Below are 22173 nucleotides of genomic sequence, written 5' to 3'. Positions count from 1 at the left end.
ATTAATGAATAATCTAAAAATGCCGGGAGTGCTCAGAAGCAGAAAGTTGGCTTTATTGGTTGCAGCTGCGGCTATTGCAGGTGTTTTGAGTACTACAAAAGCATATGCGGCACCATCCGTTGAAAGATACGGTGGTATAGACAGATATGAAACGGCGGCCAAGGTGTGTGATGCAGGGTGGAATACCGATACGAAATATGCAGTTCTGGCAAACGGGGAAAACTATCCCGATGCTCTCTCTGCGGCTCCGCTTGCAAAAAAATATGATGCACCCATACTTTTAACAGGTGCCGGTACCTTGAGTCCGTACACATCTTCCGAGCTTACAAGATTGAATGTAAAAAATGTGTTCATAGTGGGAGGAAAGGGTGTTGTATCCCAGAGTATAGAGGATTCGCTGGCGGCTAGAAATATAAAAGTTACAAGAATCGGAGGGGATGACAGATATGAAACGGCCCTGAAGGTTGCGGCCAAGGTCGGAAAATCCGGGGAGGTAGCACTGGTCAATGGGAATGACTTCAGAGACGGCATGACAATAGCCTCCATAGCGGCCTTAAAGGAGATGCCAATAATACTGACCGGCGGGAATTATATGCCTGCTTCTGTAAAGAAATATCTTGGGAATGGTTCCAAAATGGATCAGATATATGTAGTGGGCGACAGCAATACTATAAGTGACAGTGTCATAAATGGATTGTCAAATGTAAAGAGAATAGGGTCGGGAAATTCATATAGTAAAAATGTAGGAGTAATACAGGCTTTCCAGAATGAAGTGGATACAGGTACTTTATACATAGCTTCTGCCAGGGATTTTCCGGATTCACTGGGAGCTTCCGCACTTGCACCAAAAACTTCATCGCCGATACTCTTCGTAGACAGTCCCCTGGATGAAGCTACGTCAAATTTTCTTAAAACCCACATAGTCAACGACCTGAAGGTGCTTGGAGGTACGGGAGCTGTAAGCTATGAAGCGGAAAGCATAGCAAAGAGCCTGTCTCTTGGAGTGGGTAATACTGACAACATAACCGATACCATATGGCAGAATGAAAAGTACACACCTAGAGAAACAATAGTTATAACAGCTACCGACGGTACTAAAAAGGAAATGCCCGTTGAATGGAATCTTACCAAAGTAAACACCACAAAGCCCGGTATTTACACATTTACCGGGACGGTGAAGGGCACTGACGAAAAAGTATATGCAACACTCACGGTAAAACCGCTGCCTTACAAGATTGATGACATTGAAAAAACAGCGGCAAGCAGGAACAGCTTCAGCCTGCCTACCACGGTTCCGGCACAGATGACCGACGGCACTACAAGCCAGGTTGCAGTGTCCTGGGACTATGGAACGCAGTCGGGAAACAAGCCAGGTGTCTATGTCTTCTACGGTGCAGTGGACAAATACAGCAAGAAGGTCAAGCTTACGTTGACAGTTACCGACAGCGGGTCGACAACCAAAACTATAAAGACCATAAACAATATAAAGAAAACTGTAAGCAACAAGTCCGATTATAGCCTGCCAACCAAGATACCTGCCATAATGACGGACGGCTCCACAGAAAATGTATCTGTAACCTGGGGACCTGAAAATGATTATGCCGAGGGTGTGTATACCTATGAGGGAACTGTAAGTGGGTACAGCAAGAAGGTAGAGCTTATGCTTGTAGTTACCGGTGAAGGTGGACAGGACCCTAATGATCCAGACTATCCTGATAACCCGGACAATCCGGATAATCCAGGAGATAATGATACTGATATCCAGGCAGATCCGATGTATGTTATTCAGGGTGAATCTTATGATTTGCCTAAAAAAGTTACTAATCCATCAACTAAAAAATCATTTAAGATAGATTCCTGGAGTACTAAATCTATTGATGTCAATGGAATTGATTCTGAAGATTATGATGATTGCTCAGTTACCATAATAAATTTTGAGGGAATTATAAATGGGTCAGATAAAAAGGCCGGTATTACAGTTTATATAAAACCAAGAATTGTATCAGTATATCAGCCGGACTTGATTATAAATATAAATGCGGAAGATTACGCAGGTCAAGAATATAAATTACCTGATACTATAAGAGTTGTTACAGCTGATGGCAAGATTAAAATAGCTAAGGTAACATCCTGGGATAAACCATATGTAAATATAAACACTCCTCAAACCTATTATATAAAAGGTACTGTAGAATATTTTGCAAATCCTATACTTGTAAATTTAACAGTTAACTAATTAATTTAAAACTATGAAATTTTGGGAGGGAATTCAATGAAAAAAACTAGATTGTTGGTTTTAACAGCAGCATTTGTACTGGGGATTGGTACTGTTGCCTATGCTGAACTGCCTGACAATGCCCTTATAGTAGGGAATAATGCTTACAGTTTAAATTATGTAGTATCGCACATATCGCAGTTGAATGATATACTAAACAATTCAAACAGTTATAAGGATATATATTATAAAAATAACAGCGGCAGCATTGTTTCTCTGTTTAATGGATCTGATGTTACAGAGGATACTGTGTCATCTAAGGGGCTGATTAAAAATATAACCTACTATGATATAGATAATAATGGAACAGGTATAAAAACCAATTATGCATATTCAGGTAGCGAATATGCACAATCCAATTCCACTATAAAGGCAGATATTACCAAGACAGAAATATCAGGAGGATATTTTATAAATATTCATGTGAAAAGTGCTGATTTGGTGAATCCGTCAGACTTATTGCCACAATTTTTTAAAGTGGTAGATGAGAGTGATCTTGTTAAGAGAATAGGTATACCTGGAGAGGGTGAGGTTATAGACGATTATCAGATAACACTTATGACGTATAAACCTTCACTTACATTGGCCATTCTTGCCAATGACAGAACGGAAATAGGAACAGTTGCCATAAAGCTGGATTCTGATCTGGAAGATGGTTTGAATAAAGATATGAATCTTGTACTTAATATAGACAGTTCTGTGGAATATAACTCAAATGGTGGGAATACTTCAGGAAATATAAACAATAATGGATTACTGTCAGACGATGGAAGCTGGATCTACTACAGCAACCTGGCGGATGGGGGTAAGTTGTATAAAAAGAAAGAGGTACAATCTGCCGATAATACTGTAACTTTGTATGACCAGAGAATATGTGAAGATAATGCTAAATTTATAAATGTAGTTGGAGAATGGATATATTATTCCAATTATTCAGATGGCCAGAAAATATACAAGATAAGGAAGGATGGAACAGGGAGAAGAATAGTATGCAGGGATCAGTCATCCTATCTGAATGTATCAGGTGAATATATATACTATGCAGCCCATCAGGAAAACAATCTGAGCAATATAGGAAAGTTGTATAAAGTTAAACTTGATTCTCAGAATGCAACATCAGGAGATAAAATATCAAATGATGAAGATGAAGTAGAAGATATAAGTGTAAAGGGAGATGTTATATATTTTATCAATGTAACTGAGAGCAGATCACTGTATTCCATACATACGGACGGCACCTATAGGCACAAGATGAATTCCGGTGATTCATCGATTAAGTATGCCACATTACTTGGAGACAATATATATTATATTACTTATGGCGGTGACTTATTCAGACTGTCTACCTTAGATCAAAATCCTACAAAGATAACGGTAAAGAGCAATGTAGTAGACAAAGCTGGAAATTCAACACAGGTTGATGATAAAATATATGGAATAAATATAACAGAGGATAACCTTTATTATTGGAGTTACAATGGAGAAAATAAATTGTACAAGGCACCTATGAACAGTATAAGCTCCAAAATTACTGGTGATAAAATAGGCGATGATGCTATTGATGCTGTTAATCTAACCAGTAGCGGAGAGGCCTACTATACTAAAAGCGGAAAGCTGTATATTGCGAATCCTGTACAGACTACCGACAGTTCAGGCAAGACCATTTACAAATATTCGCCTGTAGCAGTAAAAGCAGTAAAGCCTTCTTTAAAGCTTGTCAGTTATGATAAGGTGGCATTTCCTACTGACCATATTCCGTCAGGCGTAACTCTTGACAATATAATAAATTATTTACCAGACAAGGTTACAGCCACATTCAGTGATTCAAGTGTTTCAGAGGTTCTGGTAAACTGGGATCTTGAAAACCCTATAATTGGCAAGGATGGTACTATAACCTACAGAGGGGCTATAGTTGGCTATGGAAATACCGTACAGTTTAAAATGACTCTGGCAAGTGATCCGCTTACTGTTGATAATATTATTACAGAGGATATTGTTAACAATCCAGGGACATCCTATGATACAATTACGGTTAAAAATCTGAATGATGGTGATGTTATCAACATTTACAGGACGATGGACTCAAATGGAGTAGGTCAGGATTTACTGGGAACTGCTACAGCCAGTGCAGGTACTGTTACCATAAGACTGACGGGCAGTAATGTTCTTCCGGATAAAGCCGGCAAAATTTATTTATCAAGGACAAGTACCGGAAAAACGGAAAGTGATTTATACAGCTGTGAATTCGGAGATGCTAAATTACCTCAAAAATTAACTGTTTCCAACATAAAGATTACAAATTACGGAGATCTTGACAATACTACCGTACCTACCACGGATATTGTAGATGTATCTGATGATCCTGTACTCCAGGAAGGCGACAGAATAGTCATATACAGAGATACTGAAAAGACCATGCCTATAGCAAATGTAGAGGTGCAGCTTGATCCTGACTCTGCAAGCGGGCCTTTTGATGGATTCAGATATCGTGCACTTGGAATACAGCTTTCAAATGCAAATTCAATAAAATACGATAAGGATCATCCGGAAAACAATTATATATATGTGGCAAGAAATACTGGAAGTGCTGAAAGTGAAGCTGTAAAAGTTGAATTTGGTCCGGACCTGGCACTGCCTATTAATTATAACAGTGATATAATCAATATTACCGATGTACATGGAGTAGATAATAATAATGAAGTTACTGCCAATATCAACAGGGAAAATGGATATGATTACTATTACAGGGTAGTTTCTTCACCAATCGAAATACCTCTGAAAGCAAACCTGGATACAGATTCTGATATCGGTGGAGGATGGCAGCCACTTGTTGATGCAAATACACCTATAGATGCTTCAAATGGACAGTATGTATATGTAGTTGAAACTCCTAAAAATACAAAACTTGCCTATAAATATGGATATGCAAAGGTAGTAGAAGGTGAGAATCTTATAACGGAGTATCCACCTGCAGCTCTTACGGGAGTAAGTTATGGCAATGGAACAGGTGCACATAATGGACAGACTCAGATTACTATTACTTCGAGTGGCACATTCAAGTATAAAGTTACATCGGATAATATATCCGGTAATATAAGTAAAGGTGATTCTGCTTCCAGCGGATGGACGAATGTTGAAAATGAAGATTGGATCCCAGTTTCATTGAATAAATATATAACTGTTGTACAGGTGGATGGGAATAATAATATAACAAACATAGACAGCCACCTAGTTTTAAATAGTGAAATAAATAAAATTGCACCTGTTGATTCATTTGATGAGAATCCTTTTGTATTTGAAGATGCACCTGGTGCGGAAAACAACGGCAAGACAAAAGCGACAACTGTTCCACCTAAATTAAGCCTGACAAATAAATATTTGTATGTAGTTTCTGATACTCCAAAAGATGCGCCAACAAGCACTGATACTATAACTGCAGGCACTGATGATTGGGAAACTTGGCCGACTGATAAATGTATAACAGCTAGCGATGGACAGTATATAAGCATAGTAGAGGTTGATTCTTTAAATAAAGCACAAAGATTTGGAGTGTTTAGGGCAGTTGTAGGTGACGGTGAAGCACCTGATCCTGCAGCCTTTCCAGATAATAATGATGTTTATGTGGGACCTTCTACACCAGATTTAAATGTAGAATTTAACTTTACAGAAGGACAGGCTGATGAGGCAAGATTGTTTATAGACGGATCTTTTGCAGGAGAGAATCCTAACTTGAGTGGTACATCTGCAAGCATTGATGTTGATTCTGATAATTTAGCTGCAATTAAAGATCTTTCAGAGGGTAACCATGAGCTGAAGCTTGTACTTTACAAGTCGGATGCAGCATCTGAAGGCGTTACTAAGAGACTGATAGTGGATACAACGGCACCTGATAAAGCAGCTTCTGGAAGTTTCACGGCAGGTGGATATGATGTGGGAGACAGTGTGACACTTAAATTCAGTGAACCTGTTAAGACATCTGATATAGCTATAGAAAATTTAAGTATAAGCGGTGGACATACTTTTGATACAGCTTCTATAAACCCTCTGGATGCTTCTGGCGAATATGCTACTACCTTTAGAATTACTCTGGGGACAGGGACTACTCTGGCTGTTGGAGATACTATAACTATTGATGCAAATAAAGTCACTGACAGAGCTGGTAATACTGCAGGATCTGATGTTATATTTACAGCAAATTAGAAAATTGATTTTAGGGGGCATTTGCCCCTTTATGTAAATTCATGTCTATGAATATGTTTGAGAAGGAGGAATAAGATGAAAAAGAGGGTATTTTTGACTGTTACTGCTTTGATTTTCATTCTATCAGGTTTTACTGTGTTTGCAGCATCTGAAAGCGGGAACAGTCAGGTTAAATTTGATAATAAAGTGGTTTCAGATGTAAACAAAGTCTGGACGGTAAAATTTAACGGCAATGTGGACTTCAATACTGTGAAAGATAATATAAGTGTGAAGGATCTGTCAGGCTCTACTTTAAAGGTGGATATTTTCCCGGGAAGTGCTTCCAATCTTGTAAGTATACTTCCTCCAAGCGGCGGTTATAAGATGAATCATACTTATAGAATAAGTGTGAATGAGGATTTAGGGTCTTCAAGCGGCAAACTACTTAATAAAAACATTACAATGGATTTTAAAGTTTCCGATAACCCGGATGATTTCCCACCAGAAGATGGGGATGAAGATCCAGACGATGGAAATGACAAAACTTATAAAATACATGCTGAAGTTGAGGTATCTCCAGTGTTGAGTGTGTTCAAAAATATAACCATAGATTCCACTACGGTACCGTCAGGAACAAAGTTCAAACTTGAAGGTTTGAATAAGGTATATGATATCAAGGATAAAGCATTATTGATAGCAGATGGTGATACTGTAGAAGCCTATATACTGGACGATAACTACAATGTTCTGGATACTTTTGTTTTGCCTGTGAAGGAATCAAGTCCGGATGGTGGTATAGATATAGAATCAAATTAGAAATATAACTTCATATAACAAAATCGGGAAAGTGCTGTAAGAAGCATTTTCCTGATTTTTTAACATATTTTAGATATCTAATGCAGCGTAAATATGTTAAAATATATGTTATCAATTATGGGAATATACCCGTAGATACAGAAGGCGGCTTTTCAATGAAATTACACAGTAGAAGGCTATTTAAGATAAATGAACTTCATATTCTGATATTCGGTTTTTTGATTATAATATTTGTGGGAGCGTTGCTGCTCTGTCTCCCGATATCGTCACAGGGCTATAAATACACGAATTTCATAGATGCTCTTTTCATGGCTACTTCTGCAACCTGTGTTACGGGACTTGCAGTTGTTGATACGGGAACCTACTGGAGTTATTTTGGAAAATCCGTAATCCTTGCACTCATTCAGATAGGAGGTCTTGGATTCATGGTATTTTCAACTCTGCTGGCACTGCTGTCAGGTAGGAAAATAACATTGAAGGAAAGGCTTCTTATACAGCAGTCCCTCAACTCCTTCAACATACAGGGTCTCATAAAAATGTCAAAATACATATTGATTTTCACTTTTTTAGTGGAGACTGCCGGTGCTGCCGTGCTGTCTATCCAGTTTATCCCCGAATTTGGATTTGCAAAAGGCATGTTTTATTCAATTTTCCATTCCATTTCGGCCTTCTGCAATGCAGGGATGGATCTCATGGGAAGGGATAGAAGCCTTACCCCATATTACGGCAACGATCTTGTCGTATTGACTGTAAGCGTCCTTGTGATCATAGGCAGCCTAGGTTTTTACGTATGGCAGGATATATACGGATTGAGAAGCTTCAGGGACATGAAGAAAATTTCACTCAATTCAAAGATCTGCATAAGCATGACTGCACTGCTCATTATTTCAGGAACCCTGCTGTTTTTCATCTTTGAATCCGGCAATTCCAGTACAATGAAAAATATGACCTTCGGGAACAAGCTGCTCTCCTCCTTTTTTGCATCGGTATCCTCAAGAACCGCAGGTTTCAACTCTGTTTCCATCCAGGATATGACCGGCAGCAGCAAGTCCCTTATCATAGCATTTATGTTCATAGGCGGTGCACCCGGTTCTACTGCAGGGGGAATAAAGATAACCACTGCGGCACTGATTGTAATGACTGCGGTATCTGCCGTGAGAGGAAGGCAGGAAACTGAAATCTACAACAGGACAATAAAAAAGGAGCTTGTATATAAAGCTATTGTAATAGTAGTAATAGACACATTTCTGGTTTTTGTATCCTTCATGATACTGGGACTGACTGAAGGAGACGAATCACTTCAGACCATATTTTTTGAATGTGTGTCCGCATTTGGAACTGTTGGGCTGACTTCCGGAGTTACAGCGGGACTGAGTACAACCGGCAAAATTCTGATAACTGCAGTCATGTTTTTCGGAAGGCTTGGAGGACTTACAATAGTTATGTCAATGACAAACAGAAAAATTCCAAGATCCATAAAATATCCAGAGGACAGGATATTGATTGGATAAAATGTTGGGCAGGGAGGTTGAGTTATGAAAAAGAAGCAGTATCTTGTAATAGGACTTGGAAGATTTGGAAAATCCATGGCAAAGACACTCTATGAGCTTGGAAATGATGTACTGGCAGTTGACTCAAGAGAAGATAATGTACAGAATATATCTCATTATTCAACTGAAGCTGTTCAGACTGATGCAACAGAGGAAGAAAATCTGAAAGCCATAGGTGCAGGCAATTTTGATGTGGCGGTAATAGGTATAGGAAATGATATCCAGAGCAGTGTCATAGTGACTCTGCTGCTGAAGGAAATGGGATTGAAATACGTAATTGCCAAGGCAAATACGGAACTGCATGCAAAAATTCTGTACAAAATAGGTGCGGACAAGGTTGTTTTTCCCGAAAAGGATACTGCCATAAGAGTTGCACACAATCTTGTATCAAGCAGCATACTGGATTTCATAGAGCTGTCCTCTGAATACAGGCTGACGGAAATACTGTGCATGAAGGAGTGGATTGGGAAGGACCTCAGCAGTCTTGATATAAGACAAAGGTATGGTATAAATATTATAGCTGTAAAAAGAAATAGAGAGATAAATGTATCACCATCCTCGGATTTTGTATTGCTGGAAGGAGATACAATCATAGCCATTGGAGGACAGAAAGAGATAGAAAAGCTTGAAAGACATTTTTAGATATTATTATTCATTATGAGAAATGGGGGCAGTGGAATGGAAGATATTCACGAAAGAAATATATATGAAGGACTGAGAATTGAATTTATAAACAACAGAAAATTTTTTGAGGGAGTAGTCATAAAGGTATACGATGATTATTTTGCCGTAAATGTACCTGTGGATCAGGACAATTATTATGCTGTAAAACTTGCGGACAATGTGGACTATCTTGTGGCGTACAAGGACAAAGCTTTGAGATGTCAGTCAAAGATACTTGGATGCAAGGTGGGAGACAAATTTTCACTTGTTATAGTAGATAATCCAAACATATTGAAAAGCATAGAAAGAAGAAAATATCCCAGGGTAAAAGCTGTGATGGATGTTGGTTATTATTTTATAAATGACAATCTGGAGTATAAAAAGCTTGAAGAAGTGCCGAAGGCCTATTTCTCAAAGCTGAAGAAGACCTTCAGTATGGATTTGAGTGCAAATGGCATAAAGCTTATAACATACGGGGACAAGACCATTCCCAAATATGCACTGATTTCTCTTTTTATAAAGGAAAAAATTGACATACTCTGCACCATAGTAAGGAGTGACTACGATGAACTGAACAAGAATTACAGGACTGCAATGCATTTTGAGGATCTTGACAACAATAGATGGCAGTACATAAATGAATTCATACATTCAAAATTAAAAAAGTGATATTTACTCTTAATTTCTAGTATAAATGTGGTAAAATAATATTTATAAATCGGAGTTTTATGAAAGGAAAATAGATATGAAGAAGATTAGAATAGCGCTTATGGGACTTGGAAACGTAGGTATGGGAGTCTGGATAATACTGTACTCCAATAAAAAGGAGATAATGAAGAGATCCGGGTATGAAATTGAAATCGGTAAAATCCTTGTGAAGGATAAGAACAAGGAGAGGGAAATTGATATCCCCGATGATGTTATAACTACGGATATCAATGATATACTCGAGGACGATTCAATTAAAATTGTAGTTGAAGTTATGGGAGGTATAGAGCCGGCACGGGAATATATATTGAAGTGCATGGACAGAAAGAAGCATATAGTAACTGCAAACAAGATGCTCATTGCAACTGATGGTGACAGGCTTTTCCACAAGGCCGACAGCATGGGGGTAATGTTCAACTACGAGGCAAGTGTGGCCGGCGGCATACCCATAATAAATGGTATTGAGGAAAGTCTGACTGCCAACAAGATAAGAGAACTATACGGCATAGTAAATGGTACTACGAATTATATACTTACAAAGATGCAGCTTGAGAGGATGGATTTTGACGTAGCCCTGAAGCAGGCACAGGACATGGGTTATGCCGAAGCTGATCCGACGTCTGACGTTGAAGGTTTTGATGCCCAGTATAAACTTGCCATACTTTCCTCGCTGGCTTTCGGAACCAAGATTGACGTCAACAGTGTATACAGGGAAGGTATTACAAAGATTCAATCCACGGATATAAAGTATGCCAGAAAGTTCGACATGGTAATAAAGATGCTTGCAATTGCAAAGGACAGCGATGGCAAACTAGAGCTCAGGGTGCATCCTACAATGATTCCAAAAGAACATCCCCTTGCAAATGTATATGATTCCTTCAATGCCATATTTATAAAGGGAAATGCAGTAGGAGATCTTATGTTTTATGGAAGGGGAGCTGGAAGCCTTCCAACAGGAAGTGCCGTTGTAGGTGATATTATTTCAATGCTGAGAAACAATGTGGATATTGAAAACAGCAATCCTGTGGTAAAAAACAACTTGTGGGACAGGGAAATAATGGATATAGGGCAGAGCGAGAGCAAATTTTATATAAGAGTGAATGTGCTTGACAGGTCGGGAGTGCTTGGAGAAATAACAACCATTCTGGGAAGGTATAACGTGAGTCTTCGTTCTGTAATACAGAAAGGTGATGAAAATTCAAAAGGGGAAGTTACTATAATCATGATTACACACAGGACAAAACAGGCGGATATAGATGCTGCAGTAAAGGAAATTGTCAGTCTTGAATCAGTTATTAAAATAGATAATATTATAAGAATAGAAGATTTCAGGTAATGCATATAGCATTAAGAATTGAAAATAATGTTATTGCAGCTGTTGTCTCCATAATTTTTTTAATATATATTCAAAATTATCTGGACAGGATTGACAGAAAAAACAGAATATATCTGCTGCTGTTCAGTATTAATACGATTGAAATCATTGTGGAGACTGTAACCTGTATTATAGATGGAATATCCTTGAACTGGCTTTTGCCGGTATCGATGATATTAAATGTAATTTTATTTGTTTTTGGTCCGGTTATTTCATATCTGTGGTTTCTGTTTGTCCGGGAGTGGATAGGGGAAAATAAAGGTGAAGAAAGCCTGTCCATAAAAAAGATGCTGCTGATTTCACCATTGATACTCAATGCTGTTGTTTCGGTTCTCACACTGCATTTTGACCTTGTATTCAAGATTACGCAGGGCAATGTGTATATAAGACAGCCCATGATTTTTATACCTGTGGCATGTACTTATTTTTATATGATATGCAGTCTGGTATATGTTTTTAAAAACAGAAAAATGATGATAAGTACTGAATTTATACCACTTGTCATGGTTCTGATTTTTGGCTCTATTGGAGGAGCAATTCAGCTTGGCATGTATGGACTGCTTGTTGTATGGAGCATTTCTGCATATTCGTTTATCATAATATATATACTTTTCCAGCACGAGATGTCGCAGCTGGATATACTTACAGGAGCATGGACACGCATCAGACTGAAGACTTATCTGAAAAACAGGATGAAAAAGAATAACTTCAGGAGATTTTCCATTATTTTTATAGACCTTGATGAATTTAAAAATATAAATGACATGTATGGACACAGAGAAGGCGACAGGGCGCTTATAACAGTGGTCAAGCTGATAAGGTCAAGCATACGCAGGGATGATTTTATAACGCGTTACGGGGGAGATGAATTCATAATATTTCTAAATACAGGCAGCAAGAGAATTGTTGAAAAGGTTATAGGCAGGATATACAATTCTTTTGAAAGACACAATTTTTCGTCAAAGAGGACTTACAATTTGAGTTTCAGCTATGGATATGAAATATATGATTTTAATAATCCAATAACCCCGGAGGAGTATATAAGCCGTGTTGACAAGCTTATGTATAAAAACAAGAAGCACAAGAAATTTGTAGATGGATCCATAAAAAAATGAACTGATGGATGAGATGGCCTTTTTAAGCTCTCATCCGGTAGCCTGCCCCCCATACTGTCTCTATGTACTGGGGTTCGGAAGGTGATGTCTCTATTTTTTCGCGGATTCTTCTTATGTGAACTGTAACGGTTGCATTGTCTCCGAGAGAATCAAGCCCCCAGATCTTTTCAAACAGGGTTTCCCTGCTGAACACCCTGTTTGGATTTTCCGCCATATACAGCAGGAGTTCAAATTCTTTTTGTGCCAGCTCCACTTCATTTCCGTTTACAAATACCTGCATGGAATCCCTGAATATTTCAAGTCCGCGTATTGTTATACTGTCTCTCTTTTTTGCAAATTTGTTTTTTATCCTCTCGTAGTTGTTTATATGTGACTTTACCCTCGCCACCAGCTCGCCCGGACTGAAAGGTTTTGTAATATAGTCATCCGCTCCCAGGGTAAATCCTTTTATTCTGTCGATTTCCTCCTTCTTTGCAGAGACGAGGAGAACCGGTATGTCTTTTTTGTCGCGTATGCTCTTCAGTATACTGTATCCGTCTATTTCTGGAAGCATGATATCCAGAATCAGCAGGTCGAAATCCTCTTTGACCAGCGTATCCAGCCCTTTTATTCCATCCGTGCATATTGTAACTTTAAATTTATTTAGCTCAAGATAGTCCTTCTGAAGCTCCGCTATGCTAAGATCGTCTTCAATTATCAAAATCTTTTTCATGGTATTCTCCTTTGTATTTTGCAAGTGATATTATTATGCTTGTACCCTCAGATGCGCTGGAAGCAGCCCATATGTTTCCATTGTGCCCCTGGACAATCTCCTTTGCTATTGCAAGCCCGAGTCCGCTTCCTCTGGCATTGCTCCTTGAAGAATCGGACCTGTAGAATCTGCTGAATACTTTATTAAGGTCATCTTTGCTGATTCCGCAGCCATTGTCTTTGATTTCAATTATAACACTTGTCTTTGTATCTCTTAAGATTATTTTTATAATGCCGAATTCTTTGTCCATGTATTTTCTGGAATTGTCTATAATGTTCAATATCACCCTCATAAATCTTTTCCTGTCGATCATCAGAAAAAATGTATTTTTCAGCTTGTTTTCAAATGATATGCCTATGTTCGATTTTTCCAGTTCAAATTTGCTTTCCTCAACACAGCAGCTCAAGTATTCCACAATATCGGTTTTCTCATAGGAAAAGGGGATCTGCCCTAAATCCAGCTTTGAATACAGCAGAAGGTCATTGATCATTGAATCAATCTGCTTTGCCTTTGAAGCTATTGTATTCAGATAATGCTCTGATTTTTCAGGTGTGTTTGCCACACCATCCAGAATTCCCTGAACATAACCCTCTATTGAAGTTATAGGGGTTTTCAGGTCATGGGATATGCTGGATACAAGCATTTTCCTGTTTTCATCGTATTTCATTCTCATTCTTACAGAATCCTTCAACTGTATCCTCATCTTTTCGAAATCAGCGCAAAGTTCCTTTATTTCCATATCTCCGGTTTCTGCAATTTCACAATCAAGATCGCCGCGGCTTATTTTTTCCATGGCTTTTTTCAGATCTGAAATGGGCTCCAGTATTTTTTTGGAAAATATATAGGATATGATTACACTCATCAGTATAAAAGATACGAGAAATGTCACAACTAGGGCAGTGATGAAGTTTTTGAAAATATCCGGCTCAAATGCAGCGGGGACAAGGAATACAGCTCTTCCGGAATGTCCATCTTTGAATATGAGTGGAAAGCTGTCAATGGAGTAATGGGTATTCTCTATCTGCAGGGAGCTTCTGTTTCTGCTGTCCGATTCTTCCAGAGCTTTTGCCGTATCTATTTTCTCGAGGCCTTTTGAAGAGAATACAATTTCCCCGTCCTTGACTATTATGATCCTGCCGTTTATGGTTGAAAGCTTTCCCAGGATGTATTTTTGAAATTCAACATCCTGTTTGATATCTTTGGAACCTGATTTTGCTATATCCTTGGATACATTCAGCAGCTCCGACTCTACAAGGGAGACTCTTTTGAAGTCCTTGTAGGTTACGCTGCTGTTGAAAAATTCTGAAGAGACAAATATAAATATGAAGGCAACTATACCTGTAATTATAAATGGAATTATTATAGTCAGATTATTGTAGATAATAAGGCGCTTCTTTATATCCATTTTTACCCTTCCTGTAATCAGAAATCTTTTTTGTCAAACATGTAGTATCCGGCTGTAAACAGTATTATAGCATAACTGAGCATCATCATGAAGCCGCGAAAAATTTTGAGCAGGGGAAGATTGTCCATGATCCATATGTTGTACCACCCGAACATGGATGTAAATAAAATGCCGGAATAGGCAGGGAAAAAAACTTCAAGGGCTTTGAAGCCTATGAAAATAAGTATGGACAAAAAAAACACAGCTGTTCCGCTTTTGAGTATATTGGCAAGCAGTGCAATTACAAGACATAGAACTACCATGGGAAGCAGAGTTACTATGTATGAAATTATTATTTTAAGTATATCCGGGAGGTTGAGGGAGTTTGAATTGAATATAAGGCCGGATATTATGGAAAACAACATGGAAAGTATTAAAACCGACAATATGAACATACATATGGCTGCTATTTTTGCCGAATACAATTTTAACCTGCTGACAGGTCTTGTAAGGGTTATTTTCATGGTGTTCTGAGAAAATTCGCCGGAAAAACTATCTATAGTTACAAGTGATGCAAAAAGAGGGAGCAGTGTGTTTATGATTATGGAAAGTATAAACAGGGGAAACTCACTGCTTGACACACCCTGGACGCCAAAGTTGTTTCTCACTACGGATATGAAGATCTGGCCGAATATTATAAAGACAAGTGAAAGTACAACTGCCGCTATTGCTTTTTTCTTTTTATATAGTTTTTCAATTTCATTTATCAGAGCCTGTTTAAATCTTACCATTTCTATCCACCTCGCTGACAAAATAATTTTCAAGAGAAGCATAATTGCTCAATATGTTTTCCGTAGTATCTACATTTATGATTTTGCCGCCGTATAAAATGCCTATGCGGCTGCAGGTAAGTTCAATGTCATGTATGAGATGACTTGAAATAAAAAAAGTAGTATTCTCATTTTCCGAAAGATCTTTTATTATATTTCTTACATTCAGCATTCCCTCTACATCCATTCCGTTAAGCGGCTCATCTAAAATTATGATCTGGGGCCTGGACAGTAGTACGGATGCAATTCCAAGCCGCTGTTTCATTCCAAGAGAGAATTTTACAGGCTTTTCATCCCTGTGCTTTATAAGTCCCACAATTTCAAGAACCTCTTCAATTCTGGAATTGTCCACATCTTTGTAATATCGTGAAAACTGCTTCAGATTCTCAAAAGCCGTGAGATAAGGATAGGCTTCTGCAGTTTCTATAATACATCCAACATTGTAGATTGCCTTTTCGAATTCCGACAAAATGCTGTGGCCGAGTATTCTGACATCTCCAGTATCCGGTTTCATGAGTCCCGTCATTATTTTCATGGCCGTAGTTTTTCCGGCACCGTTCGGTCCCAGAAATCCAAATATTTCCCCCTTATGTATGTCGAGATTTATATTTTCTATGCCTCTGCCGTTTTTGAACCTTTTGCACAGATTTTTTATTTCAATGACCGTTTCCATCTATACACCTTCCTTTTTAAAACTCGATTATCGTAGTTTGAATATAAAATTTGGAAGACTTTCGGTATTAACCGAAAATCTTCACATTTTAGTTTGATATTCATTCTTTGAGCTTGATATCATTATTAGTCGAATACTCTGTTGTACTGTGAATCAGAACTCATTGGGCCGCTTCCATCTATATAGAAGCTTATATTTGCATTGGTGGAATTGAGATAAAGGCTTCCCTTTGCAGTTTCATTTGAGCCGATGCTGGCAGTAATGTTTGCATTGAAACCACCCCCGCCGCTTTGCTTGTCAGGGCTGCCGCTGAACTTGAAGTTTTCATTTTTATCTTCATAGCCCTTTATATATTTTGCTTCATAGGTTCCGCTTACAGTGTTGGAGTTTATTTTTTCAATAGTTACGGTTCCTTCTCCAATTTTCACAAATTTTCCGTCCTTTTCGATTACTATATTTTGACTGTATTTCCCGATATACTTTTCCGGATTGGAAAACTTTTCCGACGAAGATTGCCCGGTTTGAACTATTGTCTTTTTACCTGAAAGATCCGGCTTTTTCACTGAGCTTGAATTGATGTTCTCCATTTTTACAAGCAGTTCGAAAGTCAGGTTGTGATTTTGTCCATTTTTATCCGTACCTGAAAGGACTCCTGATCCGAGTACATTTTTAATCAATCCAGTTTTATCTGTAACTACATTTCCCTTGATGTTCTTCACGAAAATATTGTCTGTAAGCTGTGGGGCATTTATACCGTCGTTGTTCCTCCCAAATGAATCCTTGACCTGAAAGGATACAAGTGCGTTTATGAGGGATGGAATTTGTGTATTGGTAAGAGAACCTGAAATTTCCCTGCTTCCATCCTGTTTTACATTTACGGCAACTGAATCCTTGAGACTTCCTACAAGGGCATCTGCTATTTTTTCAATGTCTGAAGCCCTGTCCTCCTCAAAGGGATTTTTTATGTCCCATTTTGTGCCATCCGGGAAATTGGTCACATAGTAGGTAGATGATCCCGTATCCTTTATTATCATACTTTTTTTGTCTGTATAGTGATAGGATTCGGTTTTCTTTGAACCTGTATAGGTTGTGGTTGTATCCTCCTTTGATTTATTTGATACATCGACCCTGGATAAATAGCTGCTTGAGTATATTGTGGCTGAGCCGTCCTTTACCACAAAGGATGCATCGACAGTATAGTTCGAAAGTTCACCGGTGCAGGCCTTTGCAGTATATTTCAATGAGTCCTTCAGCTGGTCATAGCCGCTTTTGGATGTGACTTCGGCAAAGGCAGTGGTGGCAAACATCAGTGTTCCAACGGTAAAACTTATTGCAATGGCTGTTTTTTTACCTAGCTTCATTTTTTACATCTCCTTTTTGCTTGTCTGGAAGTACCTCCTGATTATATTTTAAAATACAAGTCTCTATTTTATATAAACTAATTATAAACAAAATCTAAACTTTACAAATAATACATCATTCTATAGCCTGTATGGTAACAGAATATATGCCGTCAGGTGATTTGACAGTAATTTTTTCTCCCGTGGTATGCCTGTATATGGCGGAACCGAGGGGTGACTCTATGCTGATCCTGTTGTTTAGAGGATCTGCTTCTATTGTGGTTACTATGAAAAATTTTTCTGCTTCAGCTTCATCTTCAAATTTGAGGTACACTGTTTTGCCGATGCCGACTTCATTGTCTGCTGCAGTGTCCTCTATTATTTTTGCCGTTTTTATCATTTTCTCGAGGTACCTTATTCTGCTCTCGTTGTGTGCCCTGTCCCTTTTTGCCGATTTGTATTCGAAATTTTCACTTAAATCCCCCTGTGCCCGTGCTTCCTTCAGATCTTCATTTATCTTTCGTCTGACGATTACTTTTCTGTGTTCTATTTCCTGGTTTAGTTTGTCTATAGCTTTTTTTGTAAGATAGTTATACATGTTTGAATACATCCCTTTGCAAATTTTATAAAGATATAATATCATTTATTATACAAATATGATAGATTATTTTGAAACTTAGTAGTATTATGGTAATAATGCTCTTATAGAACTTTTATGATTTAAGGGGGATGTATCTTTGAAAAAATTGAAATTTAGAGGAAAAATATTTTCAGCGTTTATTTTAGTGAGTGCTTTTTCACTCATATTTTTGATCGGTATAATATCGAAGGTCAGGATTCTGGAGACTACGTGGAATACAAATATTGTTCTGAATACTGCCGAGAACATGAGAAATTCCATAAATTCCTGCGGGATAAATACCAGGGATCTGAAATTCATGAAGAACGGGTCGGATATAGAAACTAGGAAAAAATCGATCAGTGAGGCAGAAGAGGAATACAAGAAGTACAGAAAGAATATACAGCCCTTGATCATGGCTCAGGCGGACAAGGAACTGCTTAAAAGCATGGACCGGAATTCAAGTACATATTTTGCGCAATTGAACATGATATTGTTCAGGGGAGATATAACACAGGTGCCAGATGAGGAAATGGCTGAATTCAGCAGACAGGAAAAGCAGCTCTTCAGCAATCTGGATCAGCTTGTCAAAAATGAGGGCAGCGTAAGTGCCATGTCAATATCCCAGGGAAGGGATGTCATAGTATTTATAGTGACTGCATCCATGATACTTTTCATAGGAATGCTTGTAATCAATATTGTATGTGCAAAGGTGCTTTCCGACAATGTGGCCAGACCTATCAATATAGTCAGTTCCGAACTTAAGAAGTATGCTGAAGGAGATTTTACGGCTGAAGTTCCAGAAAAGTTTTTGAAGAGAAATGATGAGATAGGAGAGTTAACTCACTCATTAAATTTGATGAAAGAAAATTTGTCCGGGCTTCTCAAGGGTATAGTGAATTGTTCCGAAGATCTAAATAAGTCAAATAGTGATTTGGCTGGATCATCCGGGAAAATTGCGGTGGAATTCAAAAATATAAGTGATTCAACTGAAATCATACTCAACGGAGTACAGGAAACAAGTGCCTCTTCGGAGGAAATAAGTGCTTCCGTGGAAGAAGTGAATTCCAGTATAAATGAACTTTCTTCAAGAGCTCTTGATGGAAGTGAAAATTCGGGTGAAGCCAGGAAGAGAGCGGTGGAGCTTCAGGAAAAGGGTAAAAAGTCCCTCAAAAAAATAGAGGACATGTACGGCGAAAAGGAAAAGAAAATATTACAGGCGATTGAAGACGGAAAGGTTGTAGAGGATATAAAGTTCATGTCCGATACAGTCGCAGCTATTGCGGAGCAGACAAATCTCCTTGCACTGAATGCTGCTATAGAAGCTGCAAGGGCGGGAGAACACGGAAAGGGATTTGCAGTAGTTGCCGAAGAGGTCAGAAGGCTTGCAGAACAGTCAAAAGAAGCTGTATCCGGAATTCAAGATACTATTTTGAAGGTTCAGGAGGCATTTAAAAATATGGCAGGTACAGGAAGTGAAATACTTACTTTCATAAATGAAGAGATAAATCCGGAGCTCGACAGTCTGAGAAAGGTTGGGGACAGCTATCTTAATGATGCGGATTTTGTAAACAAGATGTCGGATGACATAGCTTCCATGGCTGAAGAACTTACAGCTACGATGGATCAGGTAGGTGAGGCGATCCAGGGTATGACTGAAAATGCACAGAAATCTTCTGAAAGTACAGATGTAATAAAGGACAATATATCAAAAACGATGGAGGACATGAAGAAAATAGCTGCTTCTTCTAAGCAGCAGACGGGGATGTTTGAACAACTTGGTCAAATGGTGAAAAAATTCAAGATCTGAGAGTATTCATTTTATAGATTGCCAAGAAATCTTCCGAAGCATATAAAAGTGCCTGTCCACACAAGTGCACCCAGATAGGCACTTATCATGAACTTTTTAAGAGGAAGCCTTATTATACCTGAAAAGTATCCTGTAAAATGTCTTACACCAGGTATGAAATATGATATGAACAGCATAAAGATACCGTATTTGTCAAAATACTTCGATATTTTATCCAGAGTGGACTGTTTCAGGTGAATATAATGACCGTATTTTTCAAAAAATGGTCTTCCAAGTGCCCTGCCGAGGAAATAGGATATGGTTATTCCCGTAATTCCACCTATGCAGGCCATTAAGATTCCAAGCGCCAGATTCATGTTCTGTTCCTGTATTATATATCCGCAGTAGGTCATGATAGTCTGACCGGGAAGTGGAAGTGCCAGAAGTTCGAGAATCAAAGATACAGTCAATATTATGTAACCATATTGATTGAACAGATGTGCTATTGACTCCAATATAAATCACCCCGATTTCTTTTACACCCAGTTTAGCATAGTATGTTTTCCGTGTAAATATAAAGGCACTATGGAAGGAGATGAAGTTTTATGAAATTGCTTATACAGAAAATAAATGAAAAGGCGGTTGTTCCGTTTTACGCACATGAAGGAGATGCAGGACTTGATCTTTTTTCCGTGGAGAAGGTATTGATAAAGCCCATGGAAAGAAAACTCGTGTCTACGGGCATAAGAATACAGCTGCCTGAAAATACTGAGGCACAGGTAAGACCAAGAAGCGGACTTGCACTAAAAAATGGAATAACACTTTTAAATTCCCCGGGAACCATAGATGAAGGCTACAGGGGAGAAATAAAAGTTCTTATGATAAATCTTGGAGAGGAACCTTTTTTGATTGAAGAGAATATGAAAATTGCCCAGATGGTCATAAAACCTGTGGAAAGGGTACAGGTAAATGAGGTCAGTGAATTGACCGATACGGAAAGAGGAGAAGGTGGATTTGGTTCTACCGGACTGTGATTTCTGTTTTAGAAAGGATGTACTGTAAAATTTTAACTTTCAGTACATCCTTCTTTATATTTTGACTTTAGTTATTGATGATGAATTTACTAATCTTTTCTTTGAATTTTAGTGATAATTTATTGAGGTTATTTGCATAGCCAGTAAATTCATTCATTCGGTGGATTCTGAAGATTGATGAGAAACCTCCTTCAGCTGCTACAACTGCGAAGCCCTTACCGTATTTACCAGCTCCGGCGGCCTCAATCTGTATTGCTCCAAATATCTTCCAGCCGCTTTCCTTGTTTGTCATGAAAATATTGTATTTTTTCTGTCCATTGTAGATATATTCATCAAATCCACTGCTATTTTTGATTACATTTTTCCAGTAGCTCATCTATGTAACATCCTTTTTCCCGATTTCAGCCTTATCAGGAGGTGTGAGAGCAATTCCTTCTTTATCTACGATGAACACATAACCTTTTTCACCGATCTTTATATTTGAAAGTTGTTTAGCTACCTTGTTCATATTGATATCCATTGCAACAACTCCAACAATTTTTGTATTGTATTCAACAGTTTTTGTTATGGTTACAATAGGCATATTAGTCTCGGCATCCCTATAAAATTTAGTTATAATGATATTTCCTCTATTTTTTACAGCTTCTGTATACCAGGGCCTTGCTGTCGGGTCAAAGTTTTTTCCTAAATTCCCCTACGGACATATGTACATATTCTTACTGCTTGTTCCATAGAAATGGACGTAACCTCATTGTTGTTATCTTTGAAGTTTTTAAGCATGTCAACTAGAAAAGTCGTATTTCCCGGATGTGTATTAAGCTCCGTAAGATTAGGACTGGTGATAATATATTTAATTCTTCATTGAATTTGCCAAAATATTTATCCAGTCCTCTGTTTACTTCTGAAACTGTCTGCTTGGTAGTTACTTGAAATCTCTGTGTAAGTATATCCTGAGTTTTGTGGTATGCTATTAAACCAAGAAGTGTAATTGGTATTACAGACAAAGCTATTAGTATAATAGTAAGCTTCATACCTATAGCAGATTTTAGTATGTTTTTTTGTAATTCATATT

Annotated in this window: 20 protein-coding genes; 10 read left to right on the top strand and 10 right to left on the bottom strand. The window is 38.1% G+C overall.

The features are described 5' to 3' along the window. The first annotated feature begins 4 nt into the window (after positions 1 to 4). The 8 genes from LKE46_RS08245 (at position 5) to LKE46_RS08210 (ending at position 12681) form a co-directional block, all read left to right on the top strand. The gene (locus LKE46_RS08245) at positions 5 to 2236 is read left to right on the top strand and encodes a cell wall-binding repeat-containing protein (RefSeq protein ID WP_291720394.1); all 2232 of its coding nucleotides are present in this window, start codon (positions 5 to 7) and stop codon (positions 2234 to 2236) included. 36 nt (positions 2237 to 2272) lie between these two features. Next, entirely contained in the window at positions 2273 to 6475 is a 4203-nt protein-coding gene (locus tag LKE46_RS08240) for a DUF5050 domain-containing protein (RefSeq protein ID WP_291720391.1), read from the top strand. Positions 6476 to 6550: 75 nt separating this feature from the next. After that, positions 6551 to 7270 (top strand): hypothetical protein, encoded by a 720-nt coding sequence (locus LKE46_RS08235; protein WP_291720389.1) that lies wholly within the window; start codon positions 6551 to 6553, stop codon positions 7268 to 7270. Positions 7271 to 7425: 155 nt separating this feature from the next. Continuing rightward, the gene (locus LKE46_RS08230; protein ID WP_291720386.1) at positions 7426 to 8781 is read left to right on the top strand and encodes a TrkH family potassium uptake protein; all 1356 of its coding nucleotides are present in this window, start codon (positions 7426 to 7428) and stop codon (positions 8779 to 8781) included. 24 nt (positions 8782 to 8805) lie between these two features. Further along, the gene (locus LKE46_RS08225; protein WP_291720383.1) at positions 8806 to 9462 is read left to right on the top strand and encodes a potassium channel family protein; all 657 of its coding nucleotides are present in this window, start codon (positions 8806 to 8808) and stop codon (positions 9460 to 9462) included. Positions 9463 to 9498: 36 nt separating this feature from the next. Further along, positions 9499 to 10152: a PilZ domain-containing protein gene (locus LKE46_RS08220; RefSeq protein ID WP_291720380.1), complete on the top strand. Its 654-nt coding sequence runs from the start codon at positions 9499 to 9501 to the stop codon at positions 10150 to 10152. Positions 10153 to 10228: 76 nt separating this feature from the next. Then, on the top strand, positions 10229 to 11527 hold the full coding sequence (locus tag LKE46_RS08215) for a homoserine dehydrogenase (RefSeq protein WP_291720377.1): 1299 nt from the start codon (positions 10229 to 10231) through the stop codon (positions 11525 to 11527). Further along, the gene (locus LKE46_RS08210; protein WP_291720374.1) at positions 11527 to 12681 is read left to right on the top strand and encodes a GGDEF domain-containing protein; all 1155 of its coding nucleotides are present in this window, start codon (positions 11527 to 11529) and stop codon (positions 12679 to 12681) included. The genes LKE46_RS08215 and LKE46_RS08210 overlap by 1 nt, the downstream gene beginning before the upstream one ends. Positions 12682 to 12703: 22 nt before the next feature. Here the strand turns inward: LKE46_RS08210 and LKE46_RS08205 are convergent, their stop codons facing one another. From LKE46_RS08205 to greA, 6 genes are all read right to left on the bottom strand, one after another. Beyond that, positions 12704 to 13393 (bottom strand): response regulator transcription factor, encoded by a 690-nt coding sequence (locus LKE46_RS08205; RefSeq protein WP_291720371.1) that lies wholly within the window; start codon positions 13391 to 13393, stop codon positions 12704 to 12706. Beyond that, on the bottom strand, positions 13371 to 14837 hold the full coding sequence (locus LKE46_RS08200; RefSeq protein ID WP_291720368.1) for a sensor histidine kinase: 1467 nt from the start codon (positions 14835 to 14837) through the stop codon (positions 13371 to 13373). Before LKE46_RS08200 ends, LKE46_RS08205 begins: the two co-directional genes overlap by 23 nt. A 17-nt stretch (positions 14838 to 14854) precedes the next feature. Further along, positions 14855 to 15607, bottom strand: a complete 753-nt coding sequence (locus tag LKE46_RS08195; RefSeq protein ID WP_291720366.1) for an ABC transporter permease — start codon at positions 15605 to 15607, stop codon at positions 14855 to 14857. Next, entirely contained in the window at positions 15594 to 16319 is a 726-nt protein-coding gene (locus LKE46_RS08190; protein ID WP_291720364.1) for an ABC transporter ATP-binding protein, read from the bottom strand. Before LKE46_RS08190 ends, LKE46_RS08195 begins: the two co-directional genes overlap by 14 nt. 125 nt (positions 16320 to 16444) lie before the next feature. After that, positions 16445 to 17680 (bottom strand): hypothetical protein, encoded by a 1236-nt coding sequence (locus tag LKE46_RS08185; protein ID WP_291720362.1) that lies wholly within the window; start codon positions 17678 to 17680, stop codon positions 16445 to 16447. A 115-nt stretch (positions 17681 to 17795) separates the two neighbouring features. Next, positions 17796 to 18257 (bottom strand): transcription elongation factor GreA, encoded by a 462-nt coding sequence (gene greA, locus LKE46_RS08180; protein ID WP_291720359.1) that lies wholly within the window; start codon positions 18255 to 18257, stop codon positions 17796 to 17798. A gap of 139 nt (positions 18258 to 18396) precedes the next feature. Between greA and LKE46_RS08175 the strand changes: the two genes are divergently transcribed. Further along, positions 18397 to 20088 carry a methyl-accepting chemotaxis protein gene (locus LKE46_RS08175; protein ID WP_291720357.1) on the top strand — a complete coding sequence of 564 codons (1692 nt, stop codon included), beginning with the start codon at positions 18397 to 18399 and terminating at the stop codon, positions 20086 to 20088. Between the two features lie 11 nt (positions 20089 to 20099). Here the strand turns inward: LKE46_RS08175 and LKE46_RS08170 are convergent, their stop codons facing one another. After that, positions 20100 to 20582, bottom strand: a complete 483-nt coding sequence (locus tag LKE46_RS08170) for a DedA family protein (RefSeq protein WP_291720356.1) — start codon at positions 20580 to 20582, stop codon at positions 20100 to 20102. A 90-nt stretch (positions 20583 to 20672) separates the two neighbouring features. Between LKE46_RS08170 and dut the strand changes: the two genes are divergently transcribed. Beyond that, positions 20673 to 21101, top strand: coding sequence for a dUTP diphosphatase (dut, locus tag LKE46_RS08165; protein ID WP_291720353.1), 429 nt, complete (start codon positions 20673 to 20675; stop codon positions 21099 to 21101). Positions 21102 to 21168: 67 nt separating this feature from the next. On the opposite strand, the gene LKE46_RS08160 is transcribed toward dut, so the two are convergent. The 3 genes from LKE46_RS08160 to LKE46_RS08150 all read right to left on the bottom strand — a co-directional run bounded on the left by LKE46_RS08160 (position 21169) and on the right by LKE46_RS08150 (position 22132). Next, a complete protein-coding gene (locus tag LKE46_RS08160) occupies positions 21169 to 21477 on the bottom strand; it encodes a hypothetical protein (RefSeq protein WP_291720351.1) in 309 nt (102 codons plus the stop codon). Beyond that, positions 21478 to 21723, bottom strand: a complete 246-nt coding sequence (locus LKE46_RS08155) for a cache domain-containing protein (protein WP_363316052.1) — start codon at positions 21721 to 21723, stop codon at positions 21478 to 21480. It lies immediately after the preceding gene. Between the two features lie 163 nt (positions 21724 to 21886). Beyond that, the gene (locus LKE46_RS08150; RefSeq protein ID WP_291720349.1) at positions 21887 to 22132 is read right to left on the bottom strand and encodes a hypothetical protein; all 246 of its coding nucleotides are present in this window, start codon (positions 22130 to 22132) and stop codon (positions 21887 to 21889) included. Between the last annotated feature and the right edge of the window lie 41 nt (positions 22133 to 22173).

Source organism: Clostridium sp., assembly GCF_022482905.1.
Lineage (GTDB): Bacteria > Bacillota > Clostridia > Clostridiales > Clostridiaceae > Clostridium_B.
The sequence above is the reverse complement of the archived record's forward strand: the minus strand, read 5'-3'. Positions and strand labels throughout refer to the sequence as shown.

Coding starts and splice junctions, on each gene's coding strand:
- LKE46_RS08245 (WP_291720394.1), top strand. CDS start 5: ATGAATAATCTAAAAATGCCGGGAGTGCTCAGAAGCAGAAAGTTGGCT.
- LKE46_RS08240 (WP_291720391.1), top strand. CDS start 2,273: ATGAAAAAAACTAGATTGTTGGTTTTAACAGCAGCATTTGTACTGGGG.
- LKE46_RS08235 (WP_291720389.1), top strand. CDS start 6,551: ATGAAAAAGAGGGTATTTTTGACTGTTACTGCTTTGATTTTCATTCTA.
- LKE46_RS08230 (WP_291720386.1), top strand. CDS start 7,426: ATGAAATTACACAGTAGAAGGCTATTTAAGATAAATGAACTTCATATT.
- LKE46_RS08225 (WP_291720383.1), top strand. CDS start 8,806: ATGAAAAAGAAGCAGTATCTTGTAATAGGACTTGGAAGATTTGGAAAA.
- LKE46_RS08220 (WP_291720380.1), top strand. CDS start 9,499: ATGGAAGATATTCACGAAAGAAATATATATGAAGGACTGAGAATTGAA.
- LKE46_RS08215 (WP_291720377.1), top strand. CDS start 10,229: ATGAAGAAGATTAGAATAGCGCTTATGGGACTTGGAAACGTAGGTATG.
- LKE46_RS08210 (WP_291720374.1), top strand. CDS start 11,527: ATGCATATAGCATTAAGAATTGAAAATAATGTTATTGCAGCTGTTGTC.
- LKE46_RS08205 (WP_291720371.1), bottom strand. CDS start 13,393: ATGAAAAAGATTTTGATAATTGAAGACGATCTTAGCATAGCGGAGCTT.
- LKE46_RS08200 (WP_291720368.1), bottom strand. CDS start 14,837: ATGGATATAAAGAAGCGCCTTATTATCTACAATAATCTGACTATAATA.
- LKE46_RS08195 (WP_291720366.1), bottom strand. CDS start 15,607: ATGGTAAGATTTAAACAGGCTCTGATAAATGAAATTGAAAAACTATAT.
- LKE46_RS08190 (WP_291720364.1), bottom strand. CDS start 16,319: ATGGAAACGGTCATTGAAATAAAAAATCTGTGCAAAAGGTTCAAAAAC.
- LKE46_RS08185 (WP_291720362.1), bottom strand. CDS start 17,680: ATGAAGCTAGGTAAAAAAACAGCCATTGCAATAAGTTTTACCGTTGGA.
- greA (WP_291720359.1), bottom strand. CDS start 18,257: ATGTATAACTATCTTACAAAAAAAGCTATAGACAAACTAAACCAGGAA.
- dut (WP_291720353.1), top strand. CDS start 20,673: ATGAAATTGCTTATACAGAAAATAAATGAAAAGGCGGTTGTTCCGTTT.
- LKE46_RS08160 (WP_291720351.1), bottom strand. CDS start 21,477: ATGAGCTACTGGAAAAATGTAATCAAAAATAGCAGTGGATTTGATGAA.
- LKE46_RS08150 (WP_291720349.1), bottom strand. CDS start 22,132: ATGAAGCTTACTATTATACTAATAGCTTTGTCTGTAATACCAATTACA.